At 57.2% G+C, this 14,191-nt stretch carries 13 protein-coding genes; 5 read left to right on the forward strand and 8 right to left on the reverse strand.

Features of this window, described 5'->3' with window-relative positions; all coding sequences use genetic code 11:
• Nucleotides 1-19: 19 nt before the first annotated feature.
• Entirely contained in the window at nucleotides 20-355 is a 336-nt protein-coding gene (locus MHM86_RS04160) for an iron-sulfur cluster assembly accessory protein (RefSeq protein ID WP_239196153.1), read from the forward strand.
• A gap of 184 nt (nucleotides 356-539) precedes the next feature.
• On the opposite strand, the gene MHM86_RS04165 is transcribed toward MHM86_RS04160, so the two are convergent.
• Nucleotides 540-830, reverse strand: coding sequence for a hypothetical protein (locus tag MHM86_RS04165; RefSeq protein ID WP_239196155.1), 291 nt, complete (start codon nucleotides 828-830; stop codon nucleotides 540-542).
• Nucleotides 831-1,358: 528 nt separating this feature from the next.
• Here MHM86_RS04165 and xth point away from each other — a divergent pair.
• Nucleotides 1,359-2,177 carry an exodeoxyribonuclease III gene (gene xth, locus MHM86_RS04170; protein ID WP_239196157.1) on the forward strand — a complete coding sequence of 273 codons (819 nt, stop codon included), beginning with the start codon at nucleotides 1,359-1,361 and terminating at the stop codon, nucleotides 2,175-2,177.
• 27 nt (nucleotides 2,178-2,204) lie between these two features.
• Here xth and MHM86_RS04175 read toward each other — a convergent pair whose 3' ends face one another.
• Nucleotides 2,205-2,876 carry a response regulator transcription factor gene (locus MHM86_RS04175; RefSeq protein WP_239196159.1) on the reverse strand — a complete coding sequence of 224 codons (672 nt, stop codon included), beginning with the start codon at nucleotides 2,874-2,876 and terminating at the stop codon, nucleotides 2,205-2,207.
• Nucleotides 2,873-4,336 carry a cache domain-containing protein gene (locus MHM86_RS04180; protein WP_239196170.1) on the reverse strand — a complete coding sequence of 488 codons (1,464 nt, stop codon included), beginning with the start codon at nucleotides 4,334-4,336 and terminating at the stop codon, nucleotides 2,873-2,875. The genes MHM86_RS04175 and MHM86_RS04180 overlap by 4 nt, the downstream gene beginning before the upstream one ends.
• 319 nt (nucleotides 4,337-4,655) lie before the next feature.
• Here MHM86_RS04180 and MHM86_RS04185 point away from each other — a divergent pair, with 319 nt between their 5' ends.
• The 3 genes from MHM86_RS04185 to MHM86_RS04195 all read left to right on the forward strand — a co-directional run bounded on the left by MHM86_RS04185 (nucleotide 4,656) and on the right by MHM86_RS04195 (nucleotide 9,155).
• Nucleotides 4,656-5,741, forward strand: a complete 1,086-nt coding sequence (locus MHM86_RS04185) for a TRAP transporter substrate-binding protein (RefSeq protein ID WP_239196172.1) — start codon at nucleotides 4,656-4,658, stop codon at nucleotides 5,739-5,741.
• A 107-nt stretch (nucleotides 5,742-5,848) separates the two neighbouring features.
• On the forward strand, nucleotides 5,849-6,784 hold the full coding sequence (locus MHM86_RS04190; RefSeq protein ID WP_239196174.1) for a TRAP transporter small permease subunit: 936 nt from the start codon (nucleotides 5,849-5,851) through the stop codon (nucleotides 6,782-6,784).
• A gap of 16 nt (nucleotides 6,785-6,800) precedes the next feature.
• Entirely contained in the window at nucleotides 6,801-9,155 is a 2,355-nt protein-coding gene (locus MHM86_RS04195; protein ID WP_239196176.1) for a TRAP transporter large permease subunit, read from the forward strand.
• Nucleotides 9,156-9,246: 91 nt separating this feature from the next.
• Here MHM86_RS04195 and gap read toward each other — a convergent pair whose 3' ends face one another.
• The 5 genes from gap to MHM86_RS04220 form a co-directional block, all read right to left on the reverse strand.
• Entirely contained in the window at nucleotides 9,247-10,260 is a 1,014-nt protein-coding gene (gene gap, locus MHM86_RS04200; protein WP_239196178.1) for a type I glyceraldehyde-3-phosphate dehydrogenase, read from the reverse strand.
• Between the two features lie 90 nt (nucleotides 10,261-10,350).
• Complete coding sequence (locus MHM86_RS04205) at nucleotides 10,351-11,271, reverse strand: glucokinase (protein WP_239196180.1); 921 nt, start codon at nucleotides 11,269-11,271, stop codon at nucleotides 10,351-10,353.
• A 3-nt stretch (nucleotides 11,272-11,274) separates the two neighbouring features.
• A complete protein-coding gene (locus tag MHM86_RS04210) occupies nucleotides 11,275-12,372 on the reverse strand; it encodes an ABC transporter ATP-binding protein (protein WP_239196182.1) in 1,098 nt (365 codons plus the stop codon).
• A 4-nt stretch (nucleotides 12,373-12,376) separates the two neighbouring features.
• Nucleotides 12,377-13,270 (reverse strand): carbohydrate ABC transporter permease, encoded by an 894-nt coding sequence (locus MHM86_RS04215; RefSeq protein WP_239196184.1) that lies wholly within the window; start codon nucleotides 13,268-13,270, stop codon nucleotides 12,377-12,379.
• Complete coding sequence (locus MHM86_RS04220; RefSeq protein ID WP_239196186.1) at nucleotides 13,263-14,135, reverse strand: carbohydrate ABC transporter permease; 873 nt, start codon at nucleotides 14,133-14,135, stop codon at nucleotides 13,263-13,265. The genes MHM86_RS04215 and MHM86_RS04220 overlap by 8 nt, the downstream gene beginning before the upstream one ends.
• Nucleotides 14,136-14,191: the final 56 nt, after the last annotated feature.

Consider the following 14,191-nt stretch of genomic DNA (forward strand, 5'->3'; position numbering starts at 1 on the left):
CTGAGCCGGAGCGACGACCATGCAATTGCCCCCCAATGTGACCGACCGTGCCTTTGCCCGCCTTGCCGAAATTGGCGCAAACGCCCAAGGTCAAGCGTTGCGCGTCGCTGTTGAGGGCGGCGGTTGTTCAGGTTTTCAGTATGAAATCAAGCTGGACGAACCCACCGATGACGATCTGGTTCTAGAAGGCAGCGGCGAGGGTGCGGGCGAAAAGGTAATTGTGGACACCGTATCCCTGCCGTTCCTGACCGGAGCGACCATTGACTTCACTGAGGAGTTGATCGGGGCGCGATTTGTCATCGACAACCCCAATGCGTCGTCCTCCTGCGGCTGCGGCACTTCGTTTTCGATGTGACAGGTCGCGGCAACCAAAGGGCTGTGCCAACTGAGGCACAGTTTATAGATTAAGTGTTTGCCAAACGCATAGTCACAAAGCGATTGTAGATTTATAAAATGCCTTTGATCGTATTTGGGCGCGTCAATTATGCGCCACACGTCTATGCGCCACGCGTCGGATTTTTCATGTCCGGCTAAAATTTTCACCAGCGGGCTTCATCTGCACCCACGAAAAAACCTTCCAGTGCATGCATCCAGACATGCCCCCAAATAATACCCGTTCCCTGCGTCGAAAACACCAAGCGACTTTCAGGTTCATCAGTGATGTTCACGCTGTACTCATGCACCGGATATTCAGCATTGGGATCCGCTGCCGCAAATGTAAGCACACCGTGCTTCTTACCTTTCGCCAACAAATCCAGCTCAACATTGGCACCGCAGACATCTCTTGGAAAGCCATTCCCCTGAAAGGCCCGTGGAGTCGTCACTTTCATGACAAAATGCTCCGGACTGTCGCCATTCATAAAAAATACTCGGTACGTGCGGCTAACTGCCAGAAACGCAGCCTGCTCAGAAAAAGTTAGCTCTCGCCCAAGAGTACACGCCGTCGTTAGCGTTTCCGAAGCAGCAGTGCTTTCACGTGCAAGGCTTACTCCAATGACCAACGGCGCTACTATGACCATACCACATTTAAACATTGTTAAACTCTCAGAACTTCAGGCCAAAATGCAAGTCAAGCATAGTTTGGCTGTTCCGATTCGTGACTGGAAAATTGCAGACATTGGATTGAATTATCACGGTCATCGCCTTGACACTCTGAAGGGTAATTCACGAACGCCGTGATATACGGCCGGCACAAGCCCAATACTGTACATGCCAGAAGCATCACCGAATAACGTCTTGCCTTCTGTCGCCCTCCGCTGCTGCGTTTTTTCAGCGCTCCCCCCACCGTCCTGCGGAACCTGCTTGCGCGCCTCCCTCTGCCTCAGGCATAGACGGGAGGCAGCAGGAGGGCCAAGCGCATGAAAATCGCCACGTTCAACATCAACGGCATCAAGGCGCGGATCAATGCGCTCAGCGACTGGTTGGATGAAGCGCAGCCCGATGTCGCCCTGTTGCAGGAGATCAAATCCGTTGATGAGGCCTTCCCAACCGAAGCATTTGAGGAAAAGGGCTATAATGTCGTCACCCATGGCCAGAAAAGTTTCAACGGCGTTGCGATCCTGTCGAAACTGCCGCTGGAAGATGTGACGCGCGGTCTGCCCATTCTGGCCGATAGCGATGAGGCCGACGAACAGGCCCGATGGATTGAGGCCACGGTTGTGGGCAAACAGGCGGTGCGTCTGTGCAATCTCTACCTGCCGAACGGCAACCCTGTGGAACTGACCGAGGAGGGCCAGCCAGTGCCAGGCGGAAAATACGCCTACAAACTGCGCTGGATGGAGCGTATGCATGCCCGTGCCGAACAATTGCTGGCCGAGGAGGCCCCGTTCCTGATGGCGGGTGATTACAACATCATTCCACAGGCAGAAGATGCCAAGCGCCCCCAGGCATGGGAAGGTGACGCGGCTTATCGCCCTGAAAGCCACGCGATGTGGCGCAAACTGTTGAACCTCGGTTTTACCGAGGCCTTCCGCAGCCGCACCTTTGGCGCGGGGCACTACAGTTTCTGGGATTATCAGGCAGGCGCTTGGAACCGTGACGATGGCATCCGCATCGACCACTTCCTGCTGAGCCCACAATGCGCCGATCTGCTGCTGGACTGCCAGATCGACAAGGAAGTGCGCGGCCGTGAAAAACCCTCCGATCACGTGCCGGTCTGGGTGGAACTCGACCTCTAAGCGGCGCGGTTAACAGCTAGGTGGCGCTTACAGGCTGACGCCTGTGCCCTGCAGCACGCCATGTTCCAAGGCATAGCGAGTCAGACCCGCAGTAGAAGAAATGCCCAGCTTGCGCTTGATGTTCTTGCGGTGGGTTTCCACCGTGCGCACCGATATTTCCAGCGCCTGAGCCACCTCTTTGTTGGATTTCCCCTGTGCCAATTGCAACAGGATGGTCTGTTCACGCCCCGTAAGCGCGTCGCGACTCTTGCCCTCACTGGGGTCGAGCGCGCCCTGCGCACCTGTACAAAGGTAGCGATCGCCACCCATCACCGTGTCCACAGCGGTCTTGATTTCTTCTGTCGGAACATCTTTCAACACATAGCCCATCGCGCCATGCGCCAGCGCGGTAGAAATATATTCGCGTGAATCATGCATGCTGAGGATCAGAATGCGTGTGTCAGGGCTGCGTTCCAGAATGATCTCTGTCGCGGACAAGCCGCCCACGTCGGGCATATTCAGATCCATCAGGATAACATCGGGCTGCAACTCCTCTACCGCATCAATGATCGCACGGCCACTTTGGAAGGTGCCCAGAACCTCGATATCATCATAGCTTTCGAGGATGGATTGAATGCCTTCTGCCACCATCGGGTGATCATCGACGATGACCAGTTTCACCGGGCTCTCATTGCCTGTGTCTTGGGTTTGGTCGGTCATGAAGATGCTCCCGTTTTAGGGGTGTCAAAGAGGTGCGACGCGGCGCTGGCGGCGGGATCATTAGGCTCTTCTGGCGGCAACAGATGGCTGAGCGGCAACTCTGCCTCAATCAATGTGCCGTCGCGGCTAGACATGATTTTAAGATTTCCGTCAAGTTGTTCAATACGCTCCTGCATATTTCGCAAACCCAGACCACCGGGACGGTCACGACGCCCGATATCCTGCGGCATGCCAACGCCATTGTCCTTGATCGCCATAGTGGCACCATTGCGGTGGCCGCGAATATCGACGCTGACACAGGTGGCATTTGCATGCCGTTCGATGTTGGTCAGCGCCTCTTGGGCGATGCGGTAGAGGGCGATTTTACTGTCCTGATCCAGACGGTTACGGAACACAACTGTATTAAATTCTGTGTCAATACCGGTGCGGACGGCAAAGTCTTCGGTCAACGCTTTCAACGCCGGACCAAGGCCCAGATCATCCAGCGCTGCCGGACGCAGGTCGCGGCTGATGCGACGCACCTCTTGGATCGCGCCAAGAAGGTTGCCTATGCCTTTGTCCAGCGTGTCCCCTGCCCGATCATCGCCCTGCCGCAGCCGCCGTTTGGCGGTGTCCAGCGCATAGCGCACGCCAACAAGGATCTGGCTGATCCCATCATGCAACTCGCGGGCAACGCGGCCGCGCTCTTCTTCTTGTGCATCGAAAACACGCTGGTTCAGTTCTTTCAGCTTCACATCCGCCAGCCGCCGTTCCCGAATATTGAGGAACATACCGGTGGAGAACACCAACAGAACTGCCGTCAGGGTAATGCCGCCAATATAGAGGAAAGTACGACGCACCCGCGCCTCTACATCCGCACGCGCAGCGGCAGAGCTTTCCAGCACATCGTCGATAAACACGCCCGTCCCCACAGCCCAGCCCCAACTGGGGAAAGAGGTGACATAGGTGATCATTCGTGCCTCTTCACCACTTGAGGGTTTGGGCCACAAATAGCTATGATAGCCTGCCCCCTGACGGGCAATCGCCAGCAATTGATCCACCACCGGCGTGCCTTCACTGTCGGTGAGGCCCAGCCAGTTTTTGTTGATCAAGTCCGTTTGACGCGGGCTGACCAGATTGTTGCCATCGTAGTCATAAACGAAAAACGCCCCCTCCTCGCCATAGATCATCGCTGACAGGATCTGCATCACCTGCTCCTTGGCCAGATCATCATCGGGCGCGGCACTGCCATAGATGAAATAAAACCCGTTGCGCGCCTGTGTGACGTAGTTTTTCAGTTCGGCTTTCTTTGCTTCGATCAGCTGCTGCTCCATCGCCTTAATCTCTCGCTCCGCCATCAAACGGGATTGATGCGCCACAAGCAAAGAGATCGCTGCCACCGCCAGAATTAGCGGCAGCGTCGCCAGCAGTGTCAGCTTTTGGCCGTAGGTCGGGCGGAGCGGGAATCTAAATAGAGCCATAGTCGATTCGTTACGAAATTTCGCCCAAGAAGGCAAAACACACCCCAGATACTGGGTATAAATCCGGTTCATGCGCCAACGCGGACTGCGTCAACTTTTTTGCTGAACTGACGTAGCGTAGACTCAAATTGTCTTAAAAATAAGCGGTTTTGAGGGTTTTATGACGAATTAAGGGGCATTCTACGTAGTAGTAGGTATTCCCATAGAGACATGTGTTGGTAGGTTTGGCGCACTGAAAACGATCCGCCCGCTGTTACTGTGACGCCTTTGGCAGGCACGCGATAACAAACGGGCTGTGACCAATGGGAGGACCAATTATATGGATCGTCGTTCTTTTCTGAAAACTTCCGCACTTGGTGGTTCAGCCGCTGCGGCCTCCACTCTGGCGGCCCCGGCTTACGCTCAAGGCAAGCGCTCGCTGACCATGGTAACCTCCTGGCCGCGCGGCTTTGCGGTTCTGGATGATGCTGCCAGCTACATGGAGAAAATGGTTGGTGAGATGTCCGGCGGCAGCCTGACCATCGACAAGAAAGCCCCAGGCGAACTGGTGGGCGCGCTGGAAGTGTTCGACGCTGTGTCCTCAGGCCAGGCGGACATGTACCACTCCGCTGACTACTACTACATCAACCAGCACCCCGGCTATGCCTACTTCACCGCAGTTCCCTTCGGCGGCACCGCGCAGGAAGTATCGAACTGGTACTACCACGGTGGTGGTGAGGCGCTGCACGACGAGCTGGGCGAAATCTTCAACCTGAAAGGCCTGCTGGCAGGTAACTCCGGCTCGCAGTCCGGTGGCTGGTTCCGCAAGGAAATCAACTCCGCTGATGACTTCAACGGCCTGAAGTTCCGTATGCCCGGTCTGGGTGGCAAGGTTCTGGGTAAACTGGGCGCTTCCGTTCAGAACATCCCTGGCGGCGAACTGTACCAAGCCCTGTCGTCCGGCGCGCTGGACGGTCTGGAGTGGGTTGGCCCGATGGCTGACGAACGCGCCGGCTTCCAGGAAGTTGCCAAAGTATACTACACCGCAGGCTTCCACGAGCCGGGTTCGGCACTGGCTGCATCCGTGAACCTCGACGTTTGGAACGAACTGTCGGATCAGCACAAAGCGATCCTGCGTTACGCCTCCATGGCTGTGACCCAGTACCAGCTGGCAGAAACCCTGGCCAACAACGGTGCCGCACTGGCCCGTCTGCAGAGCCAAGGCGTGAAAACCCTGCAGTTTTCGGACGACGTATGGGACGCGTTCGGCAAAGCCTCCGCAGAGGTGATGGACGAAAACATGGGCGACGAGCTGTTCGCGAAGATCCGCAACTCGTTCGAATCCTCGCTGGCCACCTCGGCTTCGTGGATCAACAAATCGGATGGCTACTACGTCCAGCAGCGCGTTCGCGTTCTGGGCGGCTAAGCCGACATCTGACCAATAGTGATCGGGCCCCGGACTTCCGGGGCCCGTTCCGGTCCAGCCGCAACCCCGCGAAGCTGTGACCAAGATTAGGGGAAATGGGGGATATCATGCAGGAATCCAGTGCTGCCGGCTTCGGGCAGATTCTGGCGTCCATTGGCGAATTGTTTGTCTGGGTTGCCCAGAACATCGCCCTGGCGTTCTATAACTTCGGCTACGCTGTCACCAATCCCAGCCTGTGGCTGGACTGGTCCGACAAGCAGGCCATCATGCGCTTTGTCTACTACGGTGGCTCGGTAGAGTTCTTCTTTGTCGTCTTTACCACCTTCCTGATCGTCACAGCGATCGGCATGTGGAAGCGTAACTTCATGTGGGCGATCGTGCGCGGGCTGGAAGGCTTTGCCAACACGACCGGCCGTTTCTTTGCCTGGGCAGGTCTATTGATGGTGCTGCAACAGGTGATCATCGTTTTCATGCAGCGGATCTTTACCCGACCTGACATCGTGTTCGGTTTCGGCGTGCCGCTGCAGTTTGACATCAGCTGGTACGCAGAAGAGCTTAAGTTCTACAACGCGCTCGTTGTGGCGCTCTGTGCATCTTACACATTTGTGCAGGGCGGCCACGTGCGTGTGGATCTGGTCTATGCGGGCGTAAAATATCGCACCAAGAAGATGATCGACATGATCGGTTCGCTGATCTTCATGCTGCCTGCCGCAACGCTGATCTGGCTTTATGGCTGGTTCTTCATGTGGCGCCACCTGATTGTCCCGAAGCCCTCGGCCTCGGACAAACTGGAACGATTGATCGCAAAATCGCGCGCTCTGCGCTGGAACGTGGAAACCATCGGCTTCTCGCCCAACGGCTTCTCCGGCTACTTCCTGTTCAAGATCCTGCTTGTGGCGTTTGCCGGCATGATCTTCCTGCACGGGATCGCCTTCTTCTACCGCTCGTACCTCGAGTGGAAAGAAGGCCCGGAAAGCGAAGGCAAATACCTCGACAAGGATACGCTTGGCGAAGGTGAAGAAGCCTATGAAGGCACGCACTAAGGCTGAGGACTAACTAATGCTTTTTGGACTTGATGGGGTCGAAATCGGCCTGCTTATCGTCTTCCTCTGCCTGTTCGGCTCGATCCTATCGGGCTTCCCGGTGGCCTTCGCCATCGGCGGTGCAGGGGTTATCTCCTTCGGGATCATCGCCGCGCTGGACAGCGCAGGCCTGCTCATTCACCAGGCCATCGACACCGGATCAGACGCCTATGCGGCGCTGGTTGCTTCCGGTGTGAAAGAGGAAATCATATCCGTTTTCCGCTATCCGGATTTGCCACGCCTTGAGGAACCAGTGTTCCCCAAGGGTTGGGAAGACGCGATGAACCGCAACATTTCGTTCATCGTGAACCGTATGAACGAACGTGTTCTGGCTGGTCAGTCGATCGAAACGCTGCTGGCGGTTCTGATGTTCGTGCTGATGGGTATCACGCTGGAACGCTCCAAGATCGCGAACGATCTGTTGACCACTATGGCGCGCGTCTTTGGCCCGCTGCCCGGCGGTCTGGCGGTATCGGTTGTGGTTGTGGGCGCGTTTCTGGCGGCATCGACCGGCATCGTGGGTGCAACGGTTGTGACCATGGGCCTTTTGTCGCTGCCAACCATGCTGCGCAACGGCTATAGCCCTGAACTGTCGACCGGTGTGATTGCTGCATCCGGCACATTGGGACAGATTATTCCGCCGTCGATCGTAATCGTTCTGTTGGGCACACTGGCTGGCGATCTCTACTCCGCCGCGCAGGAAGCGCGCGCGGTTGAGGCAGGCTGTACTGACGCACTGACCTATCTGGGTGAGCCGGCGGTTCTGTCTGTGGGCACCCTGTTCCAGGCGGCGCTGCTGCCCGGTGTCATGCTGGCGCTGCTTTATGCGCTCTACGCCTTTGGCTACGCGCTGCTCAACCCATCCAAGGCCCCTGCGGTCCAGATGGAACCCTCCAACCATGAAACCATCACCCGTGGGGAAGGCCTGACTTGGTTCATCTTTGTTCCGGTTGGTCTGATCGCCGCTGTGATGCTGGCGGGCAATCTGGGTCTGGTGGGGTCGCAGGACCTGACCGTTGACAGCTACACCGACGTTGGTGAAGGCGCTTCGCTGCGCACCAATGTGGGCGAACAGTGTAAAGCGTCGATGATCGACCTGCACGGCCAAGAGGCCTGGGACACCGCTGTTGCCGAACAGGCCGCACTGGATGCCGCAGGCAACTCGAACGAGGCCGTGAAGCTGACCGAGGATGAGATCACCGCCGCCCGCGCGGCCAAGGAAGAGGTCGCCGCGCCGATCGGCACCGGCATCTCGATCCTGATCATCGCACTGGGTCTGGTTCTGGCCTTTGGTCGCGGCGTAGCGCCCTCCAAGGATGCAAAACCGCTGATCCTTGGTGCGATGGGTCTGGTGCTACTGGCGCTGGTCGACATCCTGTTGATTGCGCCCTCCACCAGCGCAGGTGGCACCGTGGTGCTGATGGCCCTGCCAACCCTGCTGGCGCTTTATGGCTGTAAAGAAGCCGTGCTGCGCTGCACCAAAAACGAACTGATCCGCGTGGTGTTCCCACCACTGGTTCTGATCGTTGCGGTGCTGGGGTCGATCCTGGGTGGCATCACCAACCCGACGCCCGCTGCGGCGCTGGGGGCGGCTGGTGCAATCATGCTGGCAGCTTACCGCAAACTGCAGGATGAGGACGCGTCCGGTAAGGTCATCATCAACTCCACCTTTGCGGTGGCGATCATGATCCTTCTGGGCATGAACTTTGACCTGCGCATCAACACCAAAGAGGTGTCGGCAGAAACATGGATCGCGTTCTTCGCAGCCTACTCGGCCTATCTGTATGCAGCCTTCGGCCTGCTTTACAGCTGCTGGGTTCTGTTCCGCTCGGGCGTGCTTAGCCCGGTGGTGCGCGAAACGGCCAAAGTGACCTCGATGGTGTTCACCATCCTGATCGGGTCGCAGCTGCTGAACCTTGTTGTGATCTCCTTCGGCGGGGAGCACTACATCCAGCAATTCCTCAAGAGCTTTGACAATGAGCTGACGGTCTTCCTGATCGTGATGCTGGTGCTCTTCGTGCTGGGCTTCGTGCTCGACTTCCTGGAAATCATCTACATCGTGATCCCAATCGTCGGACCTGTCATCTATGGCGGCACGTTTGACCCGAAATGGGTGACGATCATGGTGGCGGTGAACCTGCAGACCTCGTTCCTGACCCCGCCGTTCGGCTTCGCGCTGTTCTATCTGCGCGGCGTTGCTCCGCCGAGTGTCACGACAGGTCACATCTACCGCGGGATCATTCCGTTCGTTTTGATCCAGGTTGCGGGGCTTGCCCTCTTGTGGGCTGTGCCCTCGATCGTGACGATCGTGCCGGACCTGATCCCGAACTGATCATCTGACCGAATGTATAAAACACAGAAAGCCCCGCCAAACTGGCGGGGCTTTTACATTAACGCACAGGTTAACTCGCGGGCAGACAGGCCTAGAGCAACGCCCCCATCGCAGCGGCGGTGTCCAGCATCCGGTTAGAAAAGCCCCATTCGTTGTCATACCAGCTAACCACACGTATCATCCCCCCCTCTGTCACAGTGGTCTGGCCAGCGGCAAAGCAGGAGGAATGCGGATCGTGATTGAAATCAATCGACACAAGCGGGTCCGCCTCATAGGACAGCACCCCCGCCAGTGCGCCCGCAGCCGCCTCGCGCAGCGCGCTGTTCACCGTCGCGACCGTTGCGGGACGCTCTGACATGAAACACAGATCCACCATCGACACGTTGGGCGTCGGCACCCGAACCGCTGATCCCTCTAACCGGCCCGCCAGTTGTGGCAAGACCTGCGAAATTGCCCGCGCCGCCCCGGTAGAGGTCGGCACCATAGACACAGAGGCCGCCCGCGCGCGGTAAAGATCGCTGTGGTCACGATCATGACTGGGCTGGTCGCCGGTGAAAGCGTGCACCGTGGTCATGTAACCGGTGCGAATGCCAAAGGCACGGTCCAGCACCAGTGCCACCGGCGCGAGACAGTTGGTGGTGCAGGAAGCGTTGGAAACGATCCGATCCTGCCCCGTCAGATCCCGATGATTGACGCCAAAAACCACCGTGCGATCCGCATTTGCACCGGGCGCCGAAATCAGCACCCGCCGCGATCCATTCTGCAAATGCAGCGCCGCCTGATCGCGGGCGGTGAAAAACCCCGTGCATTCCATAGCAATATCCACATCCTGCCATGGCAGTTCTGCCGGATTACGGATCGCAGTCAGCCGGATCCGCCGCGATCCGACGTGCAATGTATCCCCGTCGACCATAACCGGCACATTGAGGCGGCCATGTACGCTGTCATATTTTAGCAAATGAGCAATGTGTTCCGGCTGGGCGAGGTCGTTGATCGCGACAACCTCAACGTCGCCACCGCCCGCTTGCGCTTCGCGCTCGACGAACGCTCTTAGAACGTTGCGGCCGATACGGCCGAACCCGTTTATTGCGATCTTAAGTGTCATGGTCTGTTGTCCTCTTTCCTGTTCAAGGCACATCTTGGCCGCCTCTAACAAGCAGCCGATATCGCTAACATTTCTGTTTGAAAAAAACCATCACACCTCGACCGACGCGCAGCCAAGAAGCGCTGCGGTATCATCGGCAATGATCGCAATCGGCGGGGTGATCTTGACCACCGCGTTTTCGCGCAATGCCGCCTCAGCGCAGAGTTTCTGACGTCCGCCCGTCAGCGAACTGCGCATCACGCCGCCTGCCAGAAACAAGCCATCGTTCGGCAGATGGGCCACCTTCAGCTCCGCCAGTAGCATGCCGATCAAAACCGCATAATGATCCAACGCAACATCAAAGGCTGCGTTATCCGCCTGGCCCTGACGCGCGATATAAGGCGTGGCGCTGTCAACTGTCTGCCCAGTGAGGTGCGATAGGAACAACCGCCTGCCCCGCCCTGAAAATAAAGCCTCTGTCGTTGGGAAAGCCTGCGAAAGCTGAGGCTGCAAACGCTCCAGCTGCGCCGCGATTGACGTGTAAAGCGTTGTGTGCCCCGCCTCTACTGCAGGGCAGATGGTGGTCTCTCCAACCTTGATCGCGGGACTAACGTTGAAGCCGGTACCGATGCCAACAACCAAGGCCTGCTTTTGACTGGCTGGTGCGACCGGATGGTCACGCAGCGGTATCAACTGCCCAGCCGTCAGGCGCAGCGCTGCGTAGCCCAAGGCGGTCAGATCATTGATCACCCGCACTGCCGCGCCACAATATCGCGCCGCCAACGCTTCACCGTCAATGACCCAATCCAGATTGGTCAATCGCCCCCGGTTGCTCGTCACTGGCCCCGCCATCGCCACAACCAGCTGGCTGGGCGAGAGGCCTGTTGGCAGAAAGGCCGTGACCACATCTTCAAACCGGTCGAAATCGGCATTGCGATAGCTTTGCACCCGTCCGATCGTAACACCTTCAAGATCCGCTGTGACCAGCGCCAGACGACTGTTCGTGCCACCAATATCTGCAACCAGCCGCATCGGTTAGTTCAACCGCTGACCGGTGGCGGGCTCAAAGTATGACACTTTGCCCAGATCAAAGCTCAGCCGCTGCACATGCCCCGGCGCTGCAGTGGTTTCGGCATGTAGCCGGGCGGTGACCTGTTTGCCGCCCAATTGCATCACCACAAAAGTGTCCGCGCCTGCAGGTTCCACGATATCGACCATACAGTCGGCATGCTGGGCATCCTGACTGGTACGGAAATCCGGTTCGGCTATGTCCTCGGGGCGCACGCCGATGATCACATCCTTTGGCAGGTCACGGTTTTTTTCATCAGTCAGCACAATCGGCGCTGCGTCTTTACGATCAATCTCGATCCGTGTGCCAGTGCCATTGGTGCGCGCGCGGGCGGGGATCAGGTTCATCGCCGGATTGCCCATGAAATCCGCCACAAACAGATTGGCAGGACGGTTGTAGATCTCGGCCGGCGTGCCGATCTGTTGGATCACGCCACCTTTCATCACCACAATCTTGGTTGCCAGTGTCATCGCCTCAATCTGATCGTGGGTCACGTAAACCATCGAGGCACCAAGACGCTGGTGCAACTCCTTGATCTCTGTGCGCATCTCCACCCGCAGTTTGGCATCCAGATTGGACAGCGGTTCGTCAAAGAGAAACAGCTTGGGATCGCGCACCAAGGCACGGCCCATCGCCACACGCTGACGTTGACCACCGGACAGCTGGCCGGGGCGGCGCGACAGCAGCGCCTCGATCTGCAGTTGTTTGGCCACCTCCTGCAATTTAAGCGCTTGCGTGGCCTGATCCACTCCGCGCACTTTCATGCCGAATGTGATATTTTTCGCCACCGTCATTGTCGGGTAAAGAGCATAGGACTGAAACACCATTGCGATATCGCGATCCTTGGGACTGACATCAGTCATGTTCTGCCCGCCGATATGCAATGTGCCACTGGTGATCGGCTCCAATCCTGCGATGCAGTTCAGCAATGTGGACTTGCCACAGCCCGACGGGCCGACGAGAACCAGAAAATCGCCTTGTTCGATAGAGACGTTGATGTCTTTCAAGATCTCCTGCGCACCGTAGTTTTTATAGAGGTTTTTGATGTCCAGAATGGAGGCCATTGGATTATCCTTTCACGGAACCAGCGGTCAGGCCGCGGATGAAATACTTACCGGCGATGACGTAAACGAGGAGTGTGGGCAGCGCCGCAATGATCGCGGTGGCCATGTCGACGTTGTACTCTTTCACCCCGGTGGTGGAGTTGACGATGTTGTTGAGCGCAACAGTGATCGGCTGGGTTCCCGCCTGACTGAAGGACACCCCAAACAGGAAGTCGTTCCAGATCTGAGTGAACTGCCAGATCACTGTGACAACGATGATCGGAAGGCTAAGGGGCAGGAAAATGGACCAGAAAATTCGCAGGAAACCAGCGCCGTCAATCTTAGCCGCTTTGGTCAGTTCCGACGGAATCGACACGTAGTAGTTGCGGAAAAACAGCGTGGTGAAGCCAAGGCCATAGATCACGTGTACAAAGATCAGACCCGGAATGGTGCCCGCAATGCCCATCAGCCCCAGCAGCCGCGCCATTGGCAGAAGCACGACCTGAAACGGGATGAAACAACCAAACAACATCGCGGCAAAGAACAGGTTCGCACCGCGAAAGCGCCATTGTGCCACCACATAGCCATTGAGTGCACCAATGAGGGTAGAGATCAGTACCGCAGGCACCGCAATCATCACGGAGTTCCAGAAAAACGGCCGCACCCCTTCGCAGCGGATGCCGGTGCAGGCACTGGACCATGCGGTAATCCAGGCGTCAAACGTCACCTCACGCGGCAGCGACACCAGATCTCCCGTTCTAATTTCTTCTAGGCTTTTCAGCGAAGTAGAGACCATAACGAAGAGCGGCATCAGGTAGAAGATCACAAAGATGCCAAGGATCAGATACAAAATCCAGCGCAGGACAATCTTGCTTGTGCGGTTCTGATTGCGGGCGGGGGAGATGGCGAGATCAGTCATTTTTCACCCTCAGTTCGGAATAGAGGTAAGGCACAACAATGGTGAAGACGACCGCCATCATGATCATCGCAGAACTGGCCGCCTGCCCGATGTCACCGCGCGAAAACGCCATTGCGTACATGTAGGTTGCCGGCAGATCCGAAGCGAAACCGGGCCCGCCCCCCGTAAGCGCAATGACCAGATCGAAGCTCTTGATGGCCAGATGCGACAGCACAATGAACGCGGACAGAAAGATCGGCGCCATCGACGGGATGATAATCGCGGTATAGACCCGCCATGTGGGGATGCCATCAACCTGCGCAGCGCGGATAATTTCGGTATCGACGGAACGCAGACCGGCTAGGAACAGCGCCATGACGAAACCAGAACTTTGCCAGATCGCGGCAATGACAATCGTGTAGATGGCCATATCAGGGTTCACCAGCCAGTCGAATTTAAAATTCTCGAACCCCCAGCCCCTGACCGTGGCCTCAATCCCCAGACCGGGGTTCAAGATCCACTTCCACGCGGTGCCGGTGACGATCATCGACAGCGCCATTGGGTAAAGGTAAATGGTGCGGATTGCGCCTTCGGTGCGGATATTCTGATCCAGCAGGATCGCCAATATCAGCCCCAGCACCATCGAAATAACGATAAACAGCGTACCGAACAGGAACAGGTTGTTCATCGCTACATCCCAGCGCAGCGAGGCGAAGAGGCGATCGTATTGGATAAACCCGTGGATGTCGTACTTTGGCAAAAGGCGCGAGCGTGTCAGCGACACCCAGGCCGTCCAAGCGATGAAGCCATAAACGAATATGAGCACCGCGATAAAAGAGGGTGCCAAAACGAGTTTTGGCAGGTGATGTTCAAGCCACTTTGTCATGTGATGCTCCGTGGTTGCTGCCGCGCCCCTGGGGTACCCAGATCGGGGAGGAGACC

The sequence above is a fragment of the Thalassobius sp. Cn5-15 genome (genome assembly GCF_022347685.1).
GTDB lineage: Bacteria > Pseudomonadota > Alphaproteobacteria > Rhodobacterales > Rhodobacteraceae > Thalassobius.

Coding starts and splice junctions, on each gene's coding strand:
- MHM86_RS04160 (WP_239196153.1), top strand. CDS start 20: ATGCAATTGCCCCCCAATGTGACCGACCGTGCCTTTGCCCGCCTTGCC.
- MHM86_RS04165 (WP_239196155.1), bottom strand. CDS start 830: ATGAAAGTGACGACTCCACGGGCCTTTCAGGGGAATGGCTTTCCAAGA.
- xth (WP_239196157.1), top strand. CDS start 1,359: ATGAAAATCGCCACGTTCAACATCAACGGCATCAAGGCGCGGATCAAT.
- MHM86_RS04175 (WP_239196159.1), bottom strand. CDS start 2,876: ATGACCGACCAAACCCAAGACACAGGCAATGAGAGCCCGGTGAAACTG.
- MHM86_RS04180 (WP_239196170.1), bottom strand. CDS start 4,336: ATGGCTCTATTTAGATTCCCGCTCCGCCCGACCTACGGCCAAAAGCTG.
- MHM86_RS04185 (WP_239196172.1), top strand. CDS start 4,656: ATGGATCGTCGTTCTTTTCTGAAAACTTCCGCACTTGGTGGTTCAGCC.
- MHM86_RS04190 (WP_239196174.1), top strand. CDS start 5,849: ATGCAGGAATCCAGTGCTGCCGGCTTCGGGCAGATTCTGGCGTCCATT.
- MHM86_RS04195 (WP_239196176.1), top strand. CDS start 6,801: ATGCTTTTTGGACTTGATGGGGTCGAAATCGGCCTGCTTATCGTCTTC.
- gap (WP_239196178.1), bottom strand. CDS start 10,260: ATGACACTTAAGATCGCAATAAACGGGTTCGGCCGTATCGGCCGCAAC.
- MHM86_RS04205 (WP_239196180.1), bottom strand. CDS start 11,271: ATGCGGCTGGTTGCAGATATTGGTGGCACGAACAGTCGTCTGGCGCTG.
- MHM86_RS04210 (WP_239196182.1), bottom strand. CDS start 12,372: ATGGCCTCCATTCTGGACATCAAAAACCTCTATAAAAACTACGGTGCG.
- MHM86_RS04215 (WP_239196184.1), bottom strand. CDS start 13,270: ATGACTGATCTCGCCATCTCCCCCGCCCGCAATCAGAACCGCACAAGC.
- MHM86_RS04220 (WP_239196186.1), bottom strand. CDS start 14,135: ATGACAAAGTGGCTTGAACATCACCTGCCAAAACTCGTTTTGGCACCC.